We start from the raw sequence: 24662 nt of genomic DNA on the forward strand, positions 1-24662 counted from the left end.
CCGATCAGCAACCATTTAGGCAGAGCGCACCGAGAACGTGCAGGGCCTGATGCCGAGAGGTGAAGAGTTCGGCATCAACGACTTCGGGGGCAGAACATGCCGCAGCCAATGAAGCAGCTCGATCCCGGGGCGTCCCCCCAGGAGTGGTTCGGTAACGAGCTGCGCAGACTGCGCCTTGGGCAAGGGCTGTCGGCCAAGGAGCTGGGGCGGTTAGTGCAGGTCAGCGACGACATGATCCTGTCGATCGAGAAGGGAAAGTACCCGAGCTGTCGCCGCGATGTGGCTCAGCGGCTCGACGACGTCCTCGGCACGGGAGGACTCCTCGACCGGGCGTGGCCGATGGTCTTCGGCAACCGTGATGCCGATAAAAAGAGGGCTGATGCCGATAAAGCCTCCACGCGCCGAGAGGAGAAACCCACGCGGGTGCCGACAGGCAGCATCCTGGGCAGAGACGAAACAACTCTTCGCCCTGGGAGCCATGAGCCCGTGATTCGACGCTCGTTCCTCCAGATCGGCGGCCTCGCCGCCATAGCCCCTCTCGACTTCACCGACGTCTTCGCCCCCGCCGAGCTGTCTCTCCCGACACATGTGAGCCCAAGCGACGTCGATCAGGTCCTGGCCGCGGCCACCGCCATCAGCGGCATGGACAACGAACTGGGCGGCGGGGGCGTGGTGCGTGACGTAGGCGCCCGCGCGATGCAGTGGTCAGCCGGCCTGCTGCAAGCCCAGTTCCCCGAACACATGCGAACCGACCTGTTCGCCGCCGTGTCACGGCTTGGCATCGTGGTCGGCGCCTCTGCCTTCGACGCCTACCACCACGATGAAGCCACCAAGACCTTCCGGTTCGCAGCAGACTGCGCCGAGGAGGTAGGCGACTGGCATCTGCGGGCCAAGACCTACTCGTTCCTTGCGCGGCAAGCCGTATGGATCGGGGCCCCCGATGACGGTCTCACCTACGCCGAGAAGGGGCTTGTGCGCTCCGACCGCCTGACGGCGACCGAGCAGGCGATGCTTCACACGGCAATGGCCAGGGCCTTCGGAAAGATGGGCAACGTACGGGACACGATGGCGGCCGTCGGTGCCGCAGACGAGGCGTTCACTCGCGCCCGGCCCACCGAAGAATCGCCGTGGATGGCCTACTACGACGAGGCGCAGCACAACGGGGACACGGCTCACGCCCTGTTCGATCTCGCGATCCTCGCCGGACAGGACCCGGGCCGGGCAGCGCGCCGATTCAACACAGCGGTGAACGGACACGCAGACGCCTACAAACGGTCTCGTGCGATCTCGCGGACGAAGCTGGCCTCCCTGCTCATGGCCAAGGGCGACCCTCGCCAGGCGGCGGCGCTCGGCCACGACGCCTTGAACGAGGTAGGCCGACTCACCTCACGGCGAGCTGCCGACGATCTGCGGCAGCTCGGTCGCTTCGCCTCAAAGCATCGGACTGTCCAGGCGGCTTCAGCACTGCGAGATCGGATCGCCGCTACGGTTTCTGCATGACACCTTCGGCCTCCGAACCTGCACGTCACGTCCTGAAGCAGGCTTGCTCGGCAGTCGGATTGGACTCCTACGGAGCGGAGCCTGTCCGCCTGGCCGAGAACCAGATATGGCGGCTGCCTCGTCAGCGGGTGATCGTACGGATCGCCCAGGAGGGACAGAGCGCTGCGGCGGCCCGCGAGGTGCGCGTCGCACGCTGGCTCGCCGACGAGAACGTCCCGGCCATTCGCTTGGTCGACGTGGAGCAGCCGGTAGAAGCAGACGGCAGACCCGTGACCTTCTGGGCGGAACTGCCGCCGCAGCAGCACGGCTCGGTCGAGGATGTCGCTGAACTCCTCACGAGGCTCCACTCCCTGCCCACGCCAGCGATCGAGCTGGGGTACCTCGATCCCTTCGTCCGGGTCGGCGAACGGCTGCACGCGGCCATCACGATCCGCGACGACGACAGGCAGTGGCTGGACGCCCTTCACCGCGACCTCGTAGCAGCCTGGGCCGAGCGGCCGGCCGGTCTCCCCGATCGGGCCGTGCACGGTGACGCCTGGCCCGGCAACATCGTCCGTACGGACGATGGGGTCCTGATGATGGACCTGGAGCGCTTTTCTGTCGGGCCGCCGGAGTGGGATCTCGTGTCCACTGCCGTGCGCGCGAAGACCACGGGCGTCGTCAGCGCACGCGAGTACGACCGCTTCTGTGCGGTGTACGGGTACGACGTGACGGCGTGGGAGGGCTATCCCGTCCTCGCGCGCGCCCGTGAGCTGCGCATGGTGACGTACGCGGCGCAGCACTCAGCCAGCAACGCGGAGTGGAGAAGCCAAGCGCAGTACCGGATCGACTGTCTCCGCGGTCGATCCGGCCCGCGGCCGTGGTCGTGGACGGGAATCCTCTGAGACGCGCATCCCCACCACCGCCCGGGCCGGATCGAACACCCCGGCCACTCCACACCCGACGGTGAGGACGACGCCCGACCACGGACCACAGGCACCGTGCTCGCTCAGCAGCTTGCGCATCTGCTGGGTAACTTGGGCTACAGCGCGTGCTCAGAGGGCTTGGGCTTCGACGTAGTCGCGTTATGCCCGGTTTGGGGTCATCCCAGGCCGAGGATTGCGAGGGCCGTCGGGGGTCGCGGGCGTTGTGGCGGAGGCTGGCCGCGATGTTCCTCAACCCGCACGCAGTTGGTCAGGGCGGGCGGGATCAACGATGACGCGCCAACAGGCATGGCCTTCCGCTCGGATCACGGGCGTAGAGAACTCCATGATCTTAAAAGCCGTGCCTGTCACGTTCCAGGCCCAGCCACTCACCTGACGGGCCACCACGAACCGGCCGTCACCCGACTACGCCGAAGCACTGAGCGGAACGGCAGTTGCCATCTCAGAGCAGCCCCAACACGACAGTGGTCGCTTCACATATACTCACTCGCCCGGAGGAGCCTGGGCTCGGTCAGGCTTGCCTTTGAGCGATGCGCGCGAGGAGACCAATGCCAGAGCAGGTATCTCATCTGCGGGAGTTGGCGGCCCGACTCGCAGCCGGTCCGGCGTTCTTAATTTTCGGCCAATCAGGTACGTGCGAGGAAAACTCCGCCGCGCAGTACCGCTGGAGCGGTGTCTACACGACGCGTACCGCGGCCGACGTTGCGGCGCGTTTCCGCGCTGACTGGCGGACGGTCATGCCCGTTGGTGCAATGTCGTCCACTCCATCGCGTAGTCAGACCGAGCTCGAAGTCTGCTACTTACTCGGGGGCGAAGACCTACCCGAGGGCCAGCAGCCGTCGACCAGCCCGCTGCAGGCTGCCGATATTCGGATGAGGTGTCTTCAGGAGCTCACGCGCCTTATGACGGAAACCGTCACTCCGCGAGGCGCCGTCGTCATCGAAGGGTGGACGCCTACCGACGACTTGCCAGCAACCGACCTGGTGCCCGCGTTGAAGCTGCTCGGCGCGGGGCAGGTGCACCTGTTTTCGGGCGGTCCATGGGTTGGTGACGTCTTCGTCGAGAGCTTGGTCAGCACTGGCCAACTGACCCTGCATCTCGAAACACTCGACGAAGCCATGATCAGGCTCGCCGAGATGGGTGCTTTGGCGGTCGGCACCACCTCGACTCGTAGCCACGCTTCGCAGCACGTTATCGCAATCGGTGATGGCTTCGTCGAGATTGATATTCATACGTGGAATCAAATTCGACGTTCCGCTCGCCCCGTCGACCTGGACCTACTAACGCCACCGGTCCTGAGTTCGGAGGCTGCACGATACCAAGAGTTCCGCAACTTCATGGGTGCTACTGAGGGATCACCTCAATGGCGGGGGATTGCTGCGGGTGTGCAAATCCGCCGGGACTTCGAAGACGTCCTTGCAGCCCGTGTCGCGGACATTCTGACAGATCCCGACGTTATTCAGCCGGTCATTCTGCGTGGCCAGACAGCGACTGGTAAGAGTGTGGCCCTAGCTGCACTCGCCATGGAACTAGCCCGAAGCGGCGACTGGGCGGTGTTGCACCAACCGCGGCGTACCGTTCGGCCGTCGTTTGATGACATTGACACGTACGCTGCATGGGCCGAGCGTCATGGAGCCAAAGCTACCGTCCTGATTTGGGATGGCATGGCAGATCCTGACGAATACGCAACCTTGCTGCGGCAGTTGCGTAGGAGGGGACGCAAAGTTCTCGTTGTCGGAACCGGGTACGCCGGACGAGATGGAATATTTCCGTCCGTCGATGCGCCAGCGGAACTCTCCGAAAATGAGCTCACGCAACTGATTTCCCTGTTGAGGTCTTTCGACATGGAGTTTCGAGCTCCAAAGTCCGCTGCACTGGATACCAGTTTTCTTGCATTCCTCTACCACGCGCTACCCGACTCTCACTTCACCCTTACCAGCGGCCTAGCAAGGGAGATGCGGGCAGCGGAGCGGGGGATGGAGAAGCTCGTCCGACAACAAGGCACACAGGTCAGCCAGGGTGAACGCATCACCGCGATGGCCGCCGCACTCCGGGCGGCCGGCTTCGACCTCGGCGACCTGCTTCCCAGCCTGGAATCGGACGAGAAACCACTGCTCGATCAAACTTTTGATGAACGTCGTCCGATGCAAAGGGTGACGACCCTCGTATTGACGGCGTCCCGACATGGTCTCCCTGTCCCAATCGATCTAGCCCTACGCATCCTCGGTCGTGAAGGGGCGCAAACGATCCAGGAAGTACTGAACTCCTTCGACATCATCCGGGATATCGAGGATGATAACGGAGAGATCTTCCTGGCGATTCGCACTCACCTTGAGGCGGAGCTCCTGGCTCGGCAGGAGGTTTCACTCGAGGTCGAGGTTGAGGTAATTGGCGAAGTGATCCGGACAGCTCGGGTCAGTGAAGGTTACACCGGGGCAACGGACGAGGTTGGCTTTGTAGTCTCACTTCTCGAACGAATCGGTCCGAAGTCCAAGGAAGGCAAATATCGGCCCTACTACAAAGATATTTCTGACGCGCTTGCTGATCGGAGGAACGAGACTGGGCGCTATCACCCTCGGCTTGTGCTGCAGGAATCGAACTTCACACGCGCCTTCGTGCATTGGCTCCAGGAAAAGCGTGACGGGATTGCAGAGGAGCGAATCGCGGATCTTGAGCACAATCGCGACCTGCTGGAAGAGATTCTTTCCGATAGGCGGGTCAAGGGGCCGATGCGCCTGTCTCTCTGCGTTGAGCTGGCTTCGACCCTGGGATCGATCATTCATGAGATCTCCTCCAAGCCCGAGCTTGCTCAGAAGTCGGGAGTAAATAGCGGGCTTGATGACATCCTTCGGGCGGTTCTCGAGGCAAGGACCATAGATCCGGGGAACCTATACCCAGTCGATGTACTGGCATGGTCGACCCGCGATGCAATCAGGACCAATATGCTCGCGCCTGAGGAGCGACTGGACCGGCTCACCAACGCTGTTGCCACGTTGGCTGCGGTGGACAGAGCACCGCTTTCGGGGAAGCAACAGGCAGACCTCGATAAGCGTGAAGCTGAACTCCATAAGCTGCTGGCTGATGATGAGGCTCTGTGGGCAAATCTTCGAAGTCTAGAAGCCAACGCAGATCCGGCCGCGGTCTACTTTCTGGCCAAATTTGAAGCCGAGGAAGGTGCCGAAGGTGAGGCGAAGGCGCTCAGCCGACTGCAGTCCGCACCATTGGAGGCGAGGAGAGATTGGCGCTGCGCTCAGCTGCTACTTGATCTGACTTGGAAAAAAATCACTGGCCGGCAGCTCTTGCGCGGTGACCGTGCGCCAGTCTACTTGTCGCAGAAGGACTCGGAGGTGCTGCTCCGTCTCGCTGCCGATCTTGACGACGCTGAGCTTCCCGATCGCCACAAACTCGTCTTCGTCAAGGCATTGGGGCTCTTCACACTGGGAGACTTCAGCCAAGCTAAGCAACTTTTCCGCGATGTCAACCAGATGACACAACAGCTGACTCGACGCCTACACACACTAATGCTACTGGGCGGTGAGTCTGGTCGCCCGAGGGTGTTTACTGGAAGGGTGCTGTGGGCTGATGAGTCCGGCGGGGAAGCCTGGGTGAACGAGCTCAGTGCAAAAGTCTACTTCGAGCCACGTCATTTTTCGGCTTCGCAACAGTTCGCCAAAAATCAACCACTCCCCGCATTCTTCATCGGGTTCAAACTTACGCGTGGACCAGTGGCTGAACCCCGGAGCCTGTACCACGAGACGCGGTCGCGATGACTGATCCCCTTGCCGCCCTTGCCAGGAACAAGCTCGTGTGTACCGGCGTGACACTTGACTGTGAAACGCCTGACGCCCCCGTGCCGGGCCCTGCTACGGAAGCAGCCTTCGATGTGCTAGTCACGGAATACTACAAACTATTCCGCGAAACCTTGCGCAGCGACGTGGCCTTTCTTCGTTCGGTGGAGTCGCCGAAGGCTGTCGTGGTCTTTGATGGAATGATCAGCAAACTCCGACACGCGAAACAACATAATGATGAGGCGGCCAAAAAGTTTTACATATCATGGACCGCGGCCAGACCTTGGGAGGTGGCAGCCAAATCCCTCTGGGATGCCTTGGTATCGGCCTTATCCGAACTGGTACGCGTCAGTTCACGGGTACGGAGAGATCCAAAGCTGAAAAGGGCCTGGCAGGACAGCGTTGCGACGGACACGGAATCCATCTTCGAGGCAGTCTCGCAAGACCTCTGTGTCAGTTTCCGTGGCGGCTTCAGAAAGAAGTTGCTACACAACATCAACCTCAAGCGGCAGCGCCTGGGGCCGGAAGCCGATGTGCGTGCAGAGGTGGTGCAATTCTGCGTCCAGGAAATTGTTGCGGCCCAGAGTCCCGCACTGCCTGTTCCACATGACCAAATTCTTGACAGGTTGGGCCTCTTGGGGCACCGTGATGCATGCGCTGCGCTGCTTGTGGCACATTCCCTCAGTGCTACCACGAAATTAAGAGGTGTAGATTTCCTCGAACGTATTGAGGAGATGTGGCGGCTTGGGACCTCATGAAGACCTCATGTCGCTCCTCAGGTGGAGCTGGATCACATTCCGTGCGCTAAGGACTTGCAGATTATTAACACGTCGTCCTGATCTTGCTGCTGAGGTCGCTGTTCAGGGCGTTGACCCGGTCTTGGAGGGTCGTGAGCAGAGCTTTGGCGTAGTCGTTTGGTGCCTGGTTCGTGGTGGTCCGGAAAGTTGCGGAGCTGATCAAGGGCAAGCGGGATCAGCCATGATGCGTCGGCAGGCACGGTCTTCCACTCGGACCACGGGGCGTCAGGAACTCCTTGACATTGGAAGCCGTGCCTGTCACGTTCCGGCCTCCGCAGCCGACCTGACGGAGAGCTCATATCCGAGGAGGTCCCGGGCCTGCTGGAACGGGGGCCTGCTGGAGCGGCTGGCCGAGGTACCGGATCCGCGTGGGGTGCGCCACCGTCCGGCCGACGTCCTCGCGCTCACTGCATGTGCGGTCTAGGTCGGAGCGACCTCGCTGCTGGCGGTCGGCGAGTGGAGCGTCGACGCTCCGGCGCAGGTGCTGGGACAGGTCGGCGCGCGCCCCGATCCTCTGCCGCCCAAGCGGCTCGTGCCCGCCGGGACAACGGTCCGCCGACTACTGTCCCGCCTCGACGGCGACGCGCTGGACCGAGCGGCCGGACGCTGGCTCGCGGACCGCAGACCGAAGGCGACCGGGGCCGCTAGGCTGCATGGTCTGGCCGTGGACAGCAAGAGCCTGCGCGGCGCGGCGAAGGCGGGGGGCCGAAAAATCCGCTTGCTCGCCACGCTGGAGCACACCACCGACCTGATCCTGGCCCAGATGGAGGTCGGTGAGATGGCGAACGAGATCACTTGCTTCCAGCCACTGCTGAACACCGGGGCCGGGCTGGCCGGCGTCGTAGTCACCAGCGATGCGTATCAGATCGATCGACGGCGCTGCAGACGTCGGCTGATCCCCTCTATCCCAAGAATCCAGTTCGTCCAACTCGCCCTTTCTCCGGAATCTCGTCCTGTCATCGCCACACGATAGGAGTCGACGCATGCCGGAGCCGCGCGCAACATCCCAGACCGCCTTCTTGACCCTCCCCGGGGCTGCCGAATACCTCGGCATCTCACCCAACACGTTGTACGTCTGGCGACACCGCCGACAGGGGCCTCCCAGCTTCCGCATGGGACGGCGCGTGATGTACCGGATCACGGTGCTCGACGAGTGGGTCTGCGATCAGGAGCGAGCGGACTCCCACTCCAACCGCGCCCTTGACCCACTGAACCGGAAGCCGCAACGGCGCTCGAAGGCCGTGAAGTAGCGCGGTGGCTAACGCGTTCGCCCTCCCCCGAGAAGAAGTTCTCCACACGGGGATTGGATCGTGCCGCAGATCGCGTTAGCACCGACCAGCTCATGATCACGCACCACTGGAGGGCCCCGTCATGGCGGGTTACATAGAAGACCGATGGCTGAAGAAGCGCCCCGACAAGCTGACCGGGAAGCGGGAGCGGACCGCGATCTACGGCACCGGGAAGCGCTACCGAGTGAAGGGGATTCCCGGCATCCAGGACCGGTCGTTCCACACCAGCGAGGACGCGAAGCAGTGGCTCGCCAGCGCCAAGACGGACTCCAGCCGTGGTGAGTTCGTCGATCCCCGCAAGGGCGAGATACTTGTCGCCGACTACATTGCCGAGTACTGGTGGGCGGGCCGCTCCGACGAACCCTCGACGGCGGACCCGATGCGCAGCCGCATCTGGAACCACATCATCCCGTTGGTGGGCGACTACGCCCTGCGTGAGATCGACGCGTCCGCTCTACGGACCTTCAAGGCAGCACTACTCACGAGGGTCGAAGAGTCGACGGCAGAGGTGATCTGGGGACACCTGTCCTCGATCCTCGGCAGCGCCGTCGACGACCAGCGTCTGCTGCGCAACCCGATGAAGGCGAAGAACAGCGTCAAGCCCCCACGAGCAATCGACAGCAAGGCCAAGGCGTGGTCACGTGAGGTCGTCGACGCCGTCCGCGCGGAGTTGCAGGACCGCTACCAGATCGCGGTCGATCTCGGCATCGGCCTCGGGCTGCGCCAAGGCGAAGCGTTCGGTCTCGCCGAAGAGGACTTCGACTTCGCGGCTGGAGTCGTCCACATCCGCCGCCAGCTCAGGTGGGACATCAAAGGCCGCCCCTACTTCTCGCTCCCCAAGGGGCGCAAGACCCGCGAGGTCCCCCTGCCGGCCAACCTCGCCCTCCGGGCCCGAGCTCACTTCCGCCGGTTCCCGTCGACTTCCTGCACGTTGCCCTGGCGGAACCCGGAGGCCCCGACCACCGCGCTCGAGGAGCGCCAGCGGAAGCCGGTCACGGTCGAACTGATCCTCACCTCGTCGCACGGCAATCGCATCTACTACCGCACCTGGAACGACCGCAGCTGGAAGCGTGCGCTCGCCGCCGCCGCCGGGCTGATCAAGCCCGTGGGCGAGAAGGTACGGCACGACGGCAACCGGGTTCGCCGGGTCCTGCTCTACGCCGCCCCACGCGAGGACATGTTCCACGTCCTCCGCCACACCTACGCGAGCGTGCAGCTGGAGGCCGGCGAGTCGGTCGTCAGCCTGTCCAAGTGGCTCGGGCACTCGACACCGAAGGTCACCCTCGACCACTACGCTCACTTCATGCCCGGTTCGGGGCAGCGAGGGATCGCCGCGATGGACGCCTGGCTGCGGGACCCCTCCCGTCCGAAAGTCCCTGAGAAGTCCCTGATGGCATGCAGGGCAGCTCATCTACCCCTGAACATGCAGGTCAAAGGCATAGTGCGACAGGGTGCGGACATGTCTGTGAAGTACAAGGAGACGGCCCGGGGCGGGCTCGCGGTGAACATCATCGAGTGCTGAGCTTTCAGGCCCTGACCAGCGCGTTCGCTTCTTTCAGCGCTGTCAGGGCCTTCCCTGTTTACGCGGCAGGGACGGTGCGACAGACCGACGGCCCCTCCGGAAGAACCATGTGGTTCTTCCGGAGGGGCCGTTCGCGTGGCGGTGTGCCTTCCGGGCTTCGGTGGAGCCTGCCGCACCCTCACGGGGCGTGGCAGGTCCGGCTGTCACGTGGTCGTCGCACTACCCCTTGGGGTGACCACCGGCCGGGCCCGGCCGGTGATCCTGGGACGTGGGCTGGAACCCGACCGTGTAGGTCCGGGTGACCGAACCGTTGGCCGACGTCACCTTGATGGTGCGGGTGGTGAACTGACGCACCGGCGACGAGAGGACCGGGCTGCCGTCAGTGATCTTCAGCCGCGCGCCGTGCTGGGCCGGTACGGCGAACACGGCCGGGATCCTCTTGTTCTTCGGCCAGTCCACGACGTAGGTGGACACGGCCGGGTCGAACCCGTCGATCGTGACTCCGCCGACCTTGATGGACTTCGCGTCGGCGACACTTCCCTTGGTGGCGTCCGAGAAGTTCTTCACCGTGACCGAGCCGTCGGCGTTGACCACCACCTTCGCCGCCATCGCGGCCGCCAGGTTGATGCGCTCCCAGCTCGCTCCGCCCTTCGCGGTGAGGTCGAGCGGATACCCGGAGTCCGTCGCGGTCTGCTCGAGGACCTGGGTGCGCTGCGCGGTGGTGAGGTTCGGGAAGGCCGTGATCAGCAGGGCCGCCGCGTCGGACGGCGCCTTGAGCGCCTGCCCGGACTTGCCGACCTGGGAGAACCCGTAGGTCAGGCGGCGCGTGTACAGACCGACGTGCTGGTCCGTGCTCAGGCCCGCGTAGGAGTCACCCTGGCAGGCTGCGAGCGTGTCGCCGTATCCCTCCTTCTCGCACTGAGCGAGCAGCACGTTCTCCATCTCGGTGTGGGCCTGGGTCAGCAGCTTCTCGAAGCCGGGGTCGGCCCAGCGGTGCGCGACGGTGGCCTGTGCGCCGATGCGGCCGCCCATGACGTCGAGCGGGTAGTGGAACCCGAGAACGATGCGGTTGTTCCCGTACTCCGAGGTGCGGGCGAGGATCGACGGTGCGAGCTCCGGCAGGAGCGTGGCGAGGACGGTGCCGGCCTCGTAGCCGCCGTAGCTGTGTCCGCTGGGGTAGGAACCGCTGGTGGTGAGGCTGCCGTAGGAGCCGTCCTGCGACTCGTAGACGCTGCCGCCGTCGCCGACGAATCCGAGCCGCACGTACGGGCGCATGTATCCGAAGTGGTCCTTCGCCGCTCCGCCCTTGTCGAGGCCCTTCGTGACGCGGGAGAAGAGAGCGCTGGTCTTCGGCAGCCGGCCGCCTCCGAGGGCGTCGCTGTAGATCCGGCCGAGCCGGGAGCCCAGGCCGTCGGCCATCGTGACGGTGGAACTGTTCGTCGCGTCGATCTCGGCCCGGTCCACCTCCTTCTGCGTCGCCGCGTTGTTGATGCCCGTGGCGATGCGGTCGTTCTCGGCGGTGATCGCGGCGCCGTGCGGCACCTTGGTGTTGGCGCCGAGGATGCCGGAGCCCAGGTCGTCGAAACCGTTGAGCAGGCCGAAGAAGTAGTCCGTCCCGTCGCCGTCGCCCGGCCACTTGTCCGACGCGTAGTCCGCGTTCAGTGTGTCGTCCGGGAAGGGCGACGGCTCGTACGCCGGGTCGGCGGCCCGTGCCGGGGCCTTCGTGGTGGAGTCGGCCGAGGTTCCGGCCAGGGTGACCGCGGTGACGGTGGCCGTGTGCGCCTTCGCCTTGTCCGAGGCCGTCAGCAGTGCCGTGTTCATCGTGGCGGGTACGTGCACGGTGGTGCCGTCGCCGAGGGTCACGGTGTAGCCGATGACGGGGAAGCCGCCCATGTCGGCCGTCCGCCAGGTCACGCGGACCTGCTTGCCGTCCGTGATCACACTCGTCACGGCCGGCTTGTGCGGCTTGACGCCGCCGATGACCACAGGTGCGGTGGCGGCGCTCTGCGCGGAGCTGCCGACGGTGTTCACCGCGCGGACGCGCGCGGTGTACGAGGAGCCGGCCCGCAGCCAGGTGAACGTCACCTTCCGGCTGCCCGGGTCGGAGATCTTGATCTCGTGGCCGTCGCTGAGGGTGATCCTGTAGCCGGTGACCGGGGAGCCACCGGTGTCCGCGGGGGCGGACCAGGCGACGGTCACGCTCGTGCCCGACGCCGCCGCCGACACCGCGCCGGGTGTGGCCGGCACCGTCCTGGGCTTCGTGACGAGAGCGGACTCGGCGTGGGCGAGTGCGTCGTGGCGTGCGGTGAGGGCGGCGTCCGTCGTCGTGGCGTCGGCGAGTGCGGTCTTCGCCTCGGCAAGTGCCTTGGTGAACGCCTTCCACGACGCGTCCGTGTAGCGCGCGTTGTCGAGGGCCGATGCCGTCGTGACGAGGTCCTCCAGCTTCAGCCTCGGGAGTGGGATCAGCTGCTTGGCGGCGAGGGTGAGGCTGCGGGTCCGGGTGTCGGCCTCCAGCTGGGTGATGCCGTCGGCGTCGGCCGCGGTGCGCGCGGCGGCGAGTTCGCGCCGGTACACACCGAAGTCGATCGCGTCGTAGCGTCCGGCGTCGCCGGACAGTGCCTCGTACTGGGCGATCGCCTTGCGCAGGGCGGACTTGTCGGTGACCGCGGGCGTGTCGACGTGGTTGAACGTGACCCGGCCGAGGTTGGCGACGTAGGGGTGCGACGCGTCCGCGTTCGTCGTCAGCCGCAGGTGGACGGAGTGCTTACCGGTGATCGCCGTGGGCAGGGTCAGGCTCGTCGTCCCGCCCGAGGACCATGCGGCTCCCGTGACCGGAAGCGGCACCGTGGCGTACGGAGCACCGGGGGTGGCCGCGTCGAACGAGTCCAGGTAGACCTGGACGGCGGAGCCGGTGCCGCAGCGGGCGGAGTTGTTGACGTAGGTGAGCGTGACGGTGCTCTTCGCGGAGGCGCCGAAGTCGATGTCCCCGTAGTCGAGCCAGGCTCCGTCGTAGGTGCCGCCGAGGCTGGTGGTGGAACCCGCGCCGCTCCAGCCGGCCGGCTCGCTCTTGAGCCCGCCGCCGCTGTGCGAACGGAACGCGGTGGCGTCGAACGCCACCGGGGCGTCGGCCTCCTGTGTCAGGGTCAGCGAGTGGACGTTGCCCACGTAGGGCTGGGCGTCCGACTGCGTGCTGGAGACGAAGGCGGCGTACACGTCCTGGACGCCGGTGAAGACGGCCGGGTCGAGGTGCACGCTCGTGGTGGCGGTGGTTCCCCAGCCCGGTCCGCTGTACTCGAGCGGGATGGTGACGGTCTTCGGGCCGTCCTTCGAGCCGAGGTGCAGCTCGATGTGCGAGTCCGACGCCGCGCGCGACTGGGGCTTGTCGTAGCGGACGGTGACGGTGTCGGCGCCGTCGCGGAGGTCGGTGTCCTTCCACTCGGCCCACGCGCCGTTCGTCACGTTCTCGAAGATGCCGTTGGAGAGCTTGAGCGGGAGCGATCCTCCGCCGGTCGTGGTGCTGTTCACCGCGGTCAGCGTGGCGAGCGTGGTCGCCGGGGACGAGGAGACGTCGTACGGCGAGAACTGGTACCAGTCGAAGTTCGACACCCACTGCTGGCCGGACGGGGCGTGGAACACGAACGTCGCACGGGAGGCGTCCAGCAGTGCGTCCGCGTCGGTGACGGCCGCCTGCACCGTGCTGTAGTTCTGCCAGGCGGCGGTTCCGGGGAGCTGGACGGTGGCGACGACGGGGCCGTCGGCGCCGCCGGCGTGGATGTCGACGCTGCTCGCCTTCGCGTTCGTCGCCTGCGAGTTCGCGTAGCGGACCGAGATGCTCCGCGGGGCGACCCCGCCGAAGTCCAGCTTGTCGAACCGTTCCCACGATCCCTCGGTGACGCCGCCGAGGTTGCCGTCCGAGTTGTTCCGCTCACTGACGAGGCTGGGGCCCTCCTTCTGATCGGGGGACTCGGCCTGCAGGACGGCGTAGCCGCCCTCGTCGATGGTGAGCGCGTCGACGGCGGACCGCAGCGCGTCGTCCGCGGCCATGATCGTGCCCGTCGCGGTGGTGGTGTCCGCGACGACGGTCCGTGCGCGTTCGAGCGCCGACCGGAACAGGGCCCAGGAACCGTCGGAGTAGTTGCCGCTGCGCACCAGGGACGCCTCGGTGACGAGTGTGCCGAGGGCCTTGCGGTGCACCGCGGCGGCGGAGACGAGGAGCGGGTCGGTCGGGGAGATCCCGGTGCCGCGCACCGTGGAGGCCTGCACGCCGTGGGCGAAGGCCGCGTCCTGGAAGGTGATGCCGAGTCGGGCGTCGGCCGTCGTGGTGCCGCTCAGCGACAGCGTCGCCGTGCGCGGTCCACTGACGCGGAGGTCCGCCGTGACACCGGCCGGCAGGCCGGTCACGGTCGCCGCACCGGTCTTGGTGAGGCTCGTTCCCGTGCGGGCGGCGAAGGACGCCGGTCCGGACAGCGTGAGCTGCACGCTGCCGCCCAGCCTGCCGTCCGCGGCGGTGGAGACGGTCCCCGGCTTGGCGGAGACGACGGCATCGCCCTTGCCGGTGCCCGTTCCGCCGTCACCCGTGCTGGTGCTCAGGGAGTACGCGGGCTTCGTGTGCGCGCCCCACTGGGAGGGCTTGGATCCCATGGTGAAGTCCAGCGTTCCGCCGGAGATGATCTGGGAGTAGTCGAGCCAGGTGTTGTCGAACCGCGAGCCGTTGAGCTTCGCGCTCTGCACGTAGTAGTTGTCCGGCGAGACGCCGTCGGCCTTCACGGTGAACCGGGTGCCGTTGGCGTAGGTGATCGTCGTGGAGTCGAAGAACGGGCTGCCGATCTGGAACTGGCTGGAGCCGGCGGTCACCGGGAACAGGCCCAGGGCGGCGCCGACGAACATGGTCGACATGGTGCCGGCGTCGTTGTCCATGGTCGGCAGGAAGCCGTTCGGGGAGAGCTTGTAGACCTGTGTCTTGACCGGCGGGGTGAACTGGCCGCCCGAGCTGGGGGCTTCGTTCGAGGAGCCCGTCGCGATGTAGCGGTTCCAGGTCGTGCCGGTGTAGATGGAGCGCACCCACTTCTGCGTCAGGCTGGGCTCGCCGACGTAGTTGAAGAGGTACGGGGCCTGGAGGTCGATCTCGTTCGCGTTGGAGTGCAGCATGGTCGAGCCGTCGTCGACGGCGGAGTCCTCGCCGAACATGTGCTTGACCGCGGCCTTGCCGGCCTTGGCGCCGCCCATGGCCTTGATGAGGCGGTCCATGTCGTACGCGTCGTACCAGTGGTACTGCCAGAGCGTGCCCTGGTAGAGGCCGGCCGCCTCGAACTTCTCGTAGTCGGCGTTCTGCCAGTCGCCGCCCGCCGCGCGCGGGGTGAGCAGACCGACCTTCGTGCCGTCGGGCGCGGTCCAGGCGCCGGACTTCACGAGGTTGTCGATCGCCATCGTGGACTGGGTGCGCAGCTTCTTCGCGTCGTCCTTCTTGCCGAGCGCGTCGGCGATGACGGCGAGCGCCCACTGGTCGTAGCCGCGCTGCACGGTCGTGCCGGGGTCACCGGTCACGTATCCCTGGCGCAGCTGCGCCCCGGTGTAGTAACCGGAGTACGACAGCAGCGCGGGGTAGGCCTCGTCGAGCCGGTCGAAGTTCTTGAAGCCCTTCGACAGCGCGTCGGCGACGAGCACGGCCGAACGCTCCCAGCGCACGGTCGGGACCGAGTGCGTGAGGCTGCCGAGGCTCTTGCCCGAGGTGCGGGTGTCGGCGAAGAGCTCGATGAGCGACTGGATCATGTCCCGGTAGGTGGCCGGGTCGATGTACGCCTCGACGGAGTACTTGCGGAAGTCGTCCCAGGTCGACCAGCCGTCGTAGTACGTGAAGCCGTTCGCCTTGTGCACCGCGCCGTCGGCGCCGCGGTACGTACCGGTCGTGCTGGTGGCGTTCACCGGCAGCGCGTACATGCGGTACAGGTGTGTGTAGAACTCCTTGGTGAGCGTCGACCCGGGGTCGGACACCGCCGAGGAGCGCACCGCCACGGCGCCGAGCGTACGGTTCCAGTCCGCCTTCGTACCGGCGCGCGCCTGGTCGAAGGTGAGGTGGCCCACCTCGTTGGCCTGGTCGGTCGCGGCCTGTTCCGCGCTGATCGGCGACAGGGTGATGCGCAGTTCGACGTCGTTCGCGTCGGACGTGTCGAACCCGAGGACGGCGCCGGTGTCGGAGCCGTTCTGCGTGGTCGCGTCACTCAGTTTGCCGTCGCTGCCCCAGCTCTTCAGGGAGGTCACCGGGACGTTCGTGGTGGCGTGGTAATACAGCTGGTACGCGGCGCCGTTGAACGATCCCGCGATGAGTCCGGAGATCGAGCCGGTCCCGTCGGGGAGCGTCGTCGCCTTCAGCGTCGAGCGGGTGCGGCTGGTGTAGTTGTTGGCGAGGTCGAGGACGAGCTGGGGCTTCGACCCGGCGGGGAAGCTGTAGCGCTCGAGCGCCGTGCGCGTCGTCGCGGTCATCTCGGCCTTGATGGTGCCGGAGTCCCGCTCGACCGAGGAACCGGTCCCGGAAACGGCCCCGAGGCCCACCTTGTAGGAGCCGGGCGTCGCGCTCTCGTCCGTGTGGCTGTAGGTGTGCGCGTACGTGCTGGGGACGGGCCGCTTGTCGTACTGCACGGAGGTCGGGACGACCAGCAGGTCGCCACCGCCTCCCGAGCCGCCGACGCCGTCGAGGTTCGTCGCGGTGAACCCGGCTATCTGCTTCTCGTTGTAGTCGTACCCGGAGTGGTTGCGCCCGGGCGTGGTCATCGGGTTGACCTTGGCCAGGCCGTGGGGTGCCTGGGCGCCCGGGAGATCGTTGCCGTCGTCACCGGCGGTCGACACGAACGGATCGACGAGTGCCGTGTAGTCCGTGCCGCCGGACGTCCCTGCGGACGCCGTCGGGTGGGGCGCGGCCGCGGCCGCGCCGCCACCGGCCAGTGCGGCGAGGCCGAGCGCCCCGGACAGCAGGGTGGCGACCGTCGCGCGCAGTCGGCGGCGGTGCCGGGCGGCGGGTCTCGGAACCGCCGAGCCAGGCAAGGGGGGATGGGATCTGATGGACACGTAACCTCTCCAGGTCGCGATACGCACGCACGGTCCGGTGGACGACATCCAGGGCATGACAACGTTGTCCAACTCCGGCCGGTGTGCACCGGGGATACATGGTGGTGGACGCACGGGGTCACGGCCACCGCGTTCACGACCACCCGTCATTAGACACGGAGAAAGCGGACAGTGGGCAAACTGAATTCATACAGTGTGCGCCACGACCGGACGCCGGCCGACTCACGGACCTCACTCATACCGTGAACACCCTTGTCCCGCACGTCGGTTGGGACCATTGGACTCTCCCGCACCTTCGAGCCCTCATCACGTCCGTCGGCCGCTCATGAACGACGGGACCAGCGGCCGCCGGAGCGGGCACGCGCACGCGTCGCGGGCCGGCGCCCGTAAGAAGCCGGCCGGTTTCCGCGTCGCCGGGCGAGCCCTCACGTACCGCGCGACGACGGCACCGCGGAGAGCGGACGAGGCCGGCGGGGTCACGGACGAGGCGTGGTCCGCCGCCGCCGAGCACTTCGGCACGGACCAGCTCATCGCCCTGGTGGGTCTCATCGCGGTCATCAACGCCTACAACCGGCTGAACGTCATCGTCCAGCAGCCCGCGGGCGACTACCGGCCCGGCATGTTCGGCTGACGCGTCACGCAACACCGGCACAGCACCCCGGCTCCCGGGGTCCGCGGTCACCGGCCGGCGGACCCCGGGAGCCTCTTTGTTGACAGCTGCACCTTCTCATGACCATGATTCCATTAATTGACTCATGGAATTGAAGTGAGGCGCATGGTGGAAACGAGTACCCCGGGCACGAGCGCCTGGGCGCTGGAGGCCCGCGGCCTGGGCAAGCGCTACCGGCGCGGCTGGGCTCTGCGCGACTGTTCCTTCCGGCTGCCCGCCGGACGGATCTGCGGCCTCGTCGGGCCCAACGGCGCCGGGAAGAGCACCCTGCTGGGCATCGCCTCCCGGCAGGTGGAGCCGACCGAGGGCGAACTGCGTGTCTTCGGTGTGCCGGTGGGCGACCCCGGAGTGATGCCGAGGTTCGCCTTCCTCGGGCAGGACAAGCCGCTGTTCAAGCGGTTCACCGTGGCGGACACACTGCGGATGGGCGATGAGCTCAACCCCGGCTGGGACGCGGCCGCGGCCGAGCGGATCGTGCGCTCGGGGAACGTGCCGATGGATGCGGCGGTCGGGACGCTCTCGGGCGGTCAGCGCACCCGGGTCGCGTTCGCGCTGGCCTTCGGCAAACGGCCCGACGTACTGCTGCTCGACGAGCCGATGTCGGACCTCGACCCGCTCGCCCGGCACGAGATGAGCACCCTCCTCATGGCGGAGGCCGTCGAACGCGGCACCACCGTGGTCATGTCCTCCCACATGCTCGCCGAGCTGGAGGACATGTGCGACTACCTGCTGGTCGTCGCGGGAGGCAGGATCCGGATGGCCGGTGACGTCGACGCCCTGGTCCCGGCCCACGCGCTGGTGACCGGAGTGACCCGCGACGGCGCACTCCCCGGCACGCTCGCCGCCCACACGGTCATCGAGAACCGGGTGCAGGGGCGGCAGTTCCAGGCCCTGGTCCGGCCGAACGGCCCGCTGCAGGGGGACTGGCAGGTAGCCGAGCCCAGCCTGGAGGAAGTGCTGCTCGCCCATCTGAGGTCGCCGGACGCGCCCGCGCTCTACACACCCGGTGCCCACGTCGATCCCGAGGAGGCCAGGACCGCATGAGCACCACCCTGACCGGCGCACCCACCGCCCGGACCGCGCCCCGCCGGATGACGCGCGGGCTCACCTGGCTCGTGCTGCGCCAGCACCGCGTCACACTGCTCTGCCTCCTCGCGCTGACGGTGCTCGGATCACTCTGGATCCTGTATCAGCGCGCCCAGCTGACCGACCTGCTCGACGCGGCCGGATGGCCCGGAAAGACCCCACAACAGCCGGTCGTGGGCCAGGGCTACAGCAGACTCACCACGCTCCTCGGACTGCTGCCGGGCATCCTCGCCGTCTTCTTCGGCGCCCCGCTGATCGCGGCCGACCAGGAACAGGGCACCGCCCAGCTCGTCACCACCCAGTCCGTGACGCGCCGCCGCTGGCTCGTCGCGAAGCTCGGCTGGTGCTTCCTGGCCGTCCTGGTGGCCTCCGTGACCCTTTCCGCGATCTTCACCTGGTGGTGGCGGCCCCACCGCTCGGTCCTCGGCGACAGCTGGTACGACGCCTCGGTCTTCGACACCACGGGCCCGGTCCTCCCGGCACTCGCCCTGTTCCTCACCGCGGCGGGTGTCACCATCGGCGTCCTGCTGCGCCGGGTCCTCGCCTCCATGGTCGCGACCTTCGTCTTCTGCGTCGCCGCGAAGGTGGCGTGGAGCGTGCTGCGTGACCACCTGGCCGCCTCGCGCACCCTCACGTACCCGCTGAACGGCGCACCCCCCGCGCGTCTCGACGGCGCGTACGAACTGGACAGCTGGATCGGCAGCGCCGACGGCCATCTGTACGGATGGGGCTCGTGCGCGAAGGCGACCGAGAAGGCCGCGGACGCATGCATCTCCGAGAAGGGCATCGTCAACAACGTCGTCCAGTACCTCGGATACGACCAGATGTCCGCCATGCAGTGGACCGGCGCGGGCATCCTGCTCGCCGCGACAGCCGCCCTGGTGGCGTTCGTCCTGTGGCGCGGTTCCAGGCGGCCCTTCTAGGCCGCCGATTCATCCTCTACGTAAAGTATCGCTATCAGAGCGGAAGGTGATGCCCGTGGTCGTGTTCCGCGTCGACCGGCGCAGCGGTGTGGCGACATATCTCCAGATAGTCCGTCAGGTCGAACAGGCCCTTCGTATGGGCGCGTTGGAGGAGGGCGACCGGCTGCCCACGGCCGCACAGGTCGCTGCCACCACCAAGGTCAACCCGAACACCACGCTCAAGGCCTACCGGGAACTGGAGCGTGCCGGGCTGGCGGAGGTACGCCAGGGGGCGGGCACCTTCATCACGCGCAGCCTCAGCGGGCCGGATTCCGGACCGGAGTGGCCCCTGCGGACCAAGCTGGACGAGTGGCTGCACCTGGCGCGCGAGGAGGGGCTCGGCGACGAGGAGGTCCGGGCGCTGTTCCAGTCGTCCTTCGAAACCGTCTACCCCTCCGGACCGGAGAACTGAACCGCACTCCCGCGAGCGCGCGCGTCGCCAAGTAGGCAGATATGGACAGCTTTCCGCCATAATCATGCGGCCCCGGCGGCCTACGCCTTCCCCCAGGCACCCCCAAAGGGTTCACTGTCGGTGACTCGAGGTGACGCGGCCGCCCGTCCGGCCCGCCGACCCTTCTCCGACGAGGGGCCGCAATGAGCAAGATCGTCCTGCCCGCGCTGCACATGCCCTTCAGGAGCGCGGGCTGCAACCCTCGCATGGAGATCGCCGGGAAGGCCGCCTGGGACTGGGCGGGGGAGAACGGCCTTTCGCTCTCCCCCGCCGCCCGGAGCAGGATGCTCCGGGCCCGGCCGGAGCTCTGGACCTCGCTCGTCTTCCCCCAGGCCTCGCAGAACCACCTCGACCTCTTCTCCCAGTGGCTCTTCTGGGTGCTCCTGGTCGACGACGAGTTCGACGACGGGGCGGCGGGCCGCGACCCGCGTCTGTGCGAGGAGGTGGTCGCCCGGCTGGTGCACGTCCTCGACGGCTCCGGACCGGGCAGCCCCATGGAGTACGCCCTCGGGGACCTGCGGGAACGAGCCTGCCGGGGCCGGTCGGCGGGCTGGATCCGGCAGTTCCGGCGCGACACCGCCTCCTGGCTGTGGACGTACTACGCGGAGGCCGTCGAGCGGGCCGCCGGAAGAAAGCCGGCCAGGGCCGATTTCACGGACCACCGCCGCGACTCCGTGGCCGTGCGGCCCTTCCTGGACCTCCAGGAGATCGCCGAAGGGACGGACCTCCCGGAGTCCGCCCGCGGCCTGCCCTCGTACATCGCCCTGCGCAACGCGGTGACCGACCACGCCGGACTGTGCAACGACATCTGCTCGCTGGAGAAGGAGTCCGTCCTCGGATACGGGCACAACGGGGTCCTCCTCCTTCAGCGGGACCGCGGCTACACGCTCCAGGAAGCGGTGAACGAGGCGGGCATCCAGTTGTCCCGCACGGCCGAGCGGATACAGCGCGCGGAGAAGGACCTCGCCCGGGAGACCGGCGCCGCAGGCCTCGCGGGCCCTGTGCGTGCGGCACTGCTGGACTGTGCGCGGAGCCATCGCGGCCTGGCGCGCGGCACCTTCGACCACCACGCGCGGGCCGAGCGCTACACCCGCCCCGATCTCGTCCGGGCCGGGTGGCAGGACGCCCTGTCCCCTCACTTCACGGCCTGACCGGCGGACCGGGCGACGGGCCGCCGCGTACCGGCGGCCGACGCGGACGAGGTCCTGGTCGGGCTCCGCCGCGCACAGTGTCAAGATCGTGGTGGTGGGCACGAAGGGCCGGCCCACCCTCACCACCGACGGCCTGGTCCGCATCGAGAGCGGCCCCGCCGCCGCCGCGCCGGACCGGCCACCGCCGGTCCCGTGCGGTCAGGCCTTGTTCTGCGAGGCCCAGAACTCGTCGAACGTGAGCTCGCCGTCACCGTTGGTGTCGTGCGCGTTTATGACGGCCTGGGCCACGGTCTCGGTGACGTAGGGGTCGCCGAGCTGCGCCATCGCGCTCTTGTACTCGGCGGCCGTGATGCTGCCGTCGCTGTTCTGGTCGAAGCGCTCGAATGCCTTGCGTGCCGACTCGATGTCCGCCACTGTTCCGCCCCTTCGTTAAGCGTTGCTGACGGAGGTCAGATTATCCGGCGGCACGGGCGGGCGATCCGGGGGGCGACCGACGGGCGGGCCCCGCGGCGGCTGTCAGCGGAAGACCCCGGTGTGGCCGAGCGAGTAGCGGCCGGGCTGGGGATAGACGGCCAGGCCGTGCGGCCCGCTGCCGACCGGGATCCTGGCCAGCTCCTTCCCGTTCCGGGTGTCGATGGCGTACACCTCGGCGTTGTAGCGGCCGGAGAGCCAGAGCACCTTGCCGTCGGCCGAGACGCCGCCCATGTCGGGGCTTCCGCCACCGGGCAGGTGCCACTTCTTCGTGAGCCGGTCCGCCGCGAAGTCGAAGACCGACACGGAGCCCTCGCCCCGGTTGGTGATGTACATCTCCCGGGAGTCCCGGCTGACGTAGAGCCCGTGGGCCCCCTTGCCCGTCGGCAGCAGCTTCGGCGCGGTGAAGGCCTTGCCGTCGAGGACCCACACGCCGTGCGACATCATGTCGGCGATGTAGAAGGTGCTGCCGTCCGGGGAGAGCTTCACGTCCTGCGGCATCGCACCCTGCTGGGGCAGCTTCTGCTGGCCGACGACCTTCATCTTCTCCGTGTCGACCTTGAGGAGGTCGCCGGAGAACTCGCAGGAGACGATGAAGTACCGCCCGTCCGCCGAGAAGTCCGCGTGGTTGACGCCCGCGCAGTCGACCGGCAGCGTCTTGGCGGTCTTCATCGTGTGCGGGTCGCGGAAGACCAGTTCGCGGTCCATGGACGCCATGACCACGGCGTACTTGCCGTTGGGCGTGAAGTAGAGGTTGTACGGGTCCGATACGTCGAGCGTCCGGCCGGTCCTCCCGGTCGCGGGGTCGATGGCGGTGAGGCTGTCGCCCAGGTCGTTGTTCACCCAGAGCGTCTTCAGGTCCCAGGAGGGCACGACGTGCTGGGGCTGGTTGCCGACGGGGATCGTCTCGATCACCTTGTACGTCGCCGGGTCGATCACCGAGACCGTGTTGGAGTTGGTGTTGGGCACGTACACCCGGGACGGGAAGTCCTTGACGGCCGCGGCCAGCTTCCCGGGCCGGTCCGCCGCGTAGATGTCCGCGGGGTCGAGTACCGGCGGCATCCCGGGCAACCCCGGAGGTGCCGCGGCCCTGTCGGGCGGCGCGGCGGCCTCGGTGCGCGGGGCGGCGGACCGGGCGTGGTCGGAGGGGGCGGCGCAGGCGGCGAGAGCGGCGACCAGCAGGGTCGCGGCGGCGGTGGTGCGCGGGGAGGGAGGCATCAGGTCAACAGCTCCGTGGTGGTCACCGCGCGCAGTTGGCGCCGGTCGATTTCGGTGAGGAGGAGGGGCAGGGCGGCGATGGTGTCGCGATAGCCGAAGTGCAGGCTCACCACGGAACCGTTGCGGAGTTCGCCGGCGACCTTGCGGGTGACCGCCGGGACTCCGGGCGAGGTGAAGTCGAGGGAGTCCACGTCGTAGGACAGGACGTGCGGGTATCCGGCCCGGCGGGCGAGGTCCTGGACCAGGGGGGTCGCGAACCGGGCGCGCGAGGGCCTGAACCAGGTGCCGATGGAACCGGTGAGCCTGCGCAGACGCTGCGCGCAGCCGGTGATCTCGGCGAAGGCCCTGGTCTCGTCCATCGCGTTGATGTCGAGGTGGCCCTGGGTGTGGTTGCCGAGGTCGTGGCCGCCGTCGAGGATCCGCCGCGCCATGCCGGGGTGCTCGTCGAGCCAGCTGCCGACGGCCAGGACGGTGACCCGGGCCCCGGCCCGCTCGGCCTCGGCGAGGACGGCGCGGGCGAGGACGGGGTCGCCCTGGCCGTGGAAGGTCAGGGCGACGCGGGGGCGGCTGCGGGGACCGTGGGCGATCTGGACCGGCTGCGCGGGGAACCGGCGCGGGGCGGCGGCAGGGCGCGCGGCGCCGTGGGCCTTGCGGGCGGGGCGGGCGCGGTGCTCGTCGGCGGTGGCGGCCGGCCGTGCGGGGGTGTCCCGCGCACAGCCCGCGGCGGCGGTACCCGTCAGGAGTGTCCCGGCTGCGGCGCGCAGCGCGTCACGGCGGGGCACCGGTGTCCTGCGACCGTCCATGGCCGTCCACCTCGCGGGTCGGTTCGGGTGCTGATCTTCCCGAGACACCCACACGTTAAGACGGAACCAGCGGATTGTTCGGCTGGACGCTTTCAGGAGGTCATCGATGAATCACCCAGCGGAGGCGATGAAAGTGTAAAGAAAGCCAGGCGAGTGACCCAACACACCTGTGATTCAGAAACGAAACATGCGATTTTAATGCACAATGACCGTTTTGCCGCTTTGGCTCCCGGGTCGCCCGTCTGCCATAGTCGGTGGCACGACCTCCTCCGACCCGAGCCAGGTCCCGCGAGCGGCCGTGGACACACCCCCCATTCCACGGCCCCCTCAGAAGCCCCCGACGTGCCGCACCCCGGCCGCCCCGGGGGTTTCTGTGTGTCAGCGGTCGACGGTGCGCATCTCGAACCAGGTGGTCTTCCCGCGCGGCAGGAGGTCCACGCCCCAGCGGTCCGAGAGCTTGTCCACGAGGAAGAGCCCCCGGCCACTCACATCCATCTCCCGGACGGGCATCAGACACGGGAGGCCGCGCGACGGGTCACGCACCTCGATCCGGACCCAGCCGCGCCGGCGGAGCATGCGCAACCCGAAAACCCGCGCACCGGTATGCCGTACCGCGTTGCCCACGAGCTCGGAGACCAGTAGCACACCGTGTTCGACGGCCTGCGGCGGAAGCTGCCACTGGCGCTGCATCACGCACGACGTGATGCGCCGGGCGGTCGCGGCGGACTCCGGGCGGGAGGGCAGCGCCACCTCGCCGTCCGTCGGATTACCGAACAACTCCAGCGCCTTGAACGCCTGTTCGTCATCGACGGCAGACGTCCAGCGCGCCGCGGTCGCACTGCTGCGCGGTCGCGGCTGTTCCACACCCTCCAGGCCCGCCATGCCCCCCATCATGGCCTCACGGAACGCTCTCCGTGACCGTTCCGACGGAATCCCCTTCCCGGAACCAGTCATTCCGGGTTGGTTCTC

General features: G+C 67.5%; 16 protein-coding genes and 1 pseudogene. 12 read left to right on the forward strand and 5 right to left on the reverse strand.

Going from position 1 to position 24662, the window contains the following annotated elements; genetic code table 11:
* Positions 1-108: 108 nt before the first annotated feature.
* The 7 genes from OG206_RS09905 (at position 109) to OG206_RS09935 (ending at position 9819) form a co-directional block, all read left to right on the forward strand.
* On the forward strand, positions 109-1500 hold the full coding sequence (locus tag OG206_RS09905; RefSeq protein ID WP_327114408.1) for a helix-turn-helix domain-containing protein: 1392 nt from the start codon (positions 109-111) through the stop codon (positions 1498-1500).
* Positions 1497-2384, forward strand: coding sequence for a phosphotransferase family protein (locus tag OG206_RS09910; protein WP_327114410.1), 888 nt, complete (start codon positions 1497-1499; stop codon positions 2382-2384). Before OG206_RS09905 ends, OG206_RS09910 begins: the two co-directional genes overlap by 4 nt.
* A 587-nt stretch (positions 2385-2971) precedes the next feature.
* A complete protein-coding gene (locus OG206_RS09915; RefSeq protein WP_327114412.1) occupies positions 2972-6193 on the forward strand; it encodes a P-loop NTPase in 3222 nt (1073 codons plus the stop codon).
* Entirely contained in the window at positions 6190-6969 is a 780-nt protein-coding gene (locus tag OG206_RS09920; RefSeq protein ID WP_327114414.1) for a hypothetical protein, read from the forward strand. Before OG206_RS09915 ends, OG206_RS09920 begins: the two co-directional genes overlap by 4 nt.
* 703 nt (positions 6970-7672) lie before the next feature.
* Positions 7673-7981, forward strand: coding sequence for a hypothetical protein (locus OG206_RS09925; protein ID WP_327114416.1), 309 nt, complete (start codon positions 7673-7675; stop codon positions 7979-7981).
* Positions 7982-7991: 10 nt separating this feature from the next.
* Positions 7992-8258, forward strand: coding sequence for a helix-turn-helix transcriptional regulator (locus OG206_RS09930; RefSeq protein ID WP_327114418.1), 267 nt, complete (start codon positions 7992-7994; stop codon positions 8256-8258).
* Between the two features lie 121 nt (positions 8259-8379).
* A complete protein-coding gene (locus OG206_RS09935; RefSeq protein ID WP_327114420.1) occupies positions 8380-9819 on the forward strand; it encodes a tyrosine-type recombinase/integrase in 1440 nt (479 codons plus the stop codon).
* Between the two features lie 219 nt (positions 9820-10038).
* On the opposite strand, the gene OG206_RS09940 is transcribed toward OG206_RS09935, so the two are convergent.
* Entirely contained in the window at positions 10039-16929 is a 6891-nt protein-coding gene (locus OG206_RS09940) for a glycoside hydrolase domain-containing protein (RefSeq protein WP_327114422.1), read from the reverse strand.
* A 355-nt stretch (positions 16930-17284) separates the two neighbouring features.
* Here OG206_RS09940 and OG206_RS09945 point away from each other — a divergent pair.
* The 5 genes and pseudogenes from OG206_RS09945 to OG206_RS09965 form a co-directional block, all read left to right on the forward strand.
* Positions 17285-17512 (forward strand): annotated as a pseudogene (locus tag OG206_RS09945) (carboxymuconolactone decarboxylase family protein); the annotation flags it as partial.
* A 144-nt stretch (positions 17513-17656) separates the two neighbouring features.
* Complete coding sequence (locus OG206_RS09950) at positions 17657-18595, forward strand: ABC transporter ATP-binding protein (protein WP_327114424.1); 939 nt, start codon at positions 17657-17659, stop codon at positions 18593-18595.
* On the forward strand, positions 18592-19560 hold the full coding sequence (locus tag OG206_RS09955) for an ABC transporter permease (RefSeq protein ID WP_327114426.1): 969 nt from the start codon (positions 18592-18594) through the stop codon (positions 19558-19560). The genes OG206_RS09950 and OG206_RS09955 overlap by 4 nt, the downstream gene beginning before the upstream one ends.
* A gap of 49 nt (positions 19561-19609) precedes the next feature.
* The gene (locus OG206_RS09960; RefSeq protein WP_327114427.1) at positions 19610-20011 is read left to right on the forward strand and encodes a GntR family transcriptional regulator; all 402 of its coding nucleotides are present in this window, start codon (positions 19610-19612) and stop codon (positions 20009-20011) included.
* Between the two features lie 182 nt (positions 20012-20193).
* The gene (locus tag OG206_RS09965; RefSeq protein WP_327114429.1) at positions 20194-21201 is read left to right on the forward strand and encodes a terpene synthase family protein; all 1008 of its coding nucleotides are present in this window, start codon (positions 20194-20196) and stop codon (positions 21199-21201) included.
* Between the two features lie 198 nt (positions 21202-21399).
* Here OG206_RS09965 and OG206_RS09970 read toward each other — a convergent pair whose 3' ends face one another.
* The 4 genes from OG206_RS09970 to OG206_RS09985 all read right to left on the reverse strand — a co-directional run bounded on the left by OG206_RS09970 (position 21400) and on the right by OG206_RS09985 (position 24587).
* A complete protein-coding gene (locus OG206_RS09970) occupies positions 21400-21615 on the reverse strand; it encodes an EF-hand domain-containing protein (protein WP_327114431.1) in 216 nt (71 codons plus the stop codon).
* 102 nt (positions 21616-21717) lie between these two features.
* Complete coding sequence (locus OG206_RS09975; RefSeq protein ID WP_327114433.1) at positions 21718-22890, reverse strand: YVTN family beta-propeller repeat protein; 1173 nt, start codon at positions 22888-22890, stop codon at positions 21718-21720.
* Positions 22890-23693: a polysaccharide deacetylase family protein gene (locus OG206_RS09980; RefSeq protein ID WP_327114435.1), complete on the reverse strand. Its 804-nt coding sequence runs from the start codon at positions 23691-23693 to the stop codon at positions 22890-22892. Before OG206_RS09980 ends, OG206_RS09975 begins: the two co-directional genes overlap by 1 nt.
* A gap of 378 nt (positions 23694-24071) precedes the next feature.
* Complete coding sequence (locus OG206_RS09985) at positions 24072-24587, reverse strand: ATP-binding protein (protein ID WP_327114437.1); 516 nt, start codon at positions 24585-24587, stop codon at positions 24072-24074.
* Between the last annotated feature and the right edge of the window lie 75 nt (positions 24588-24662).

This window comes from Streptomyces sp. NBC_01341, assembly GCF_035946055.1.
Lineage (GTDB): Bacteria > Actinomycetota > Actinomycetes > Streptomycetales > Streptomycetaceae > Streptomyces.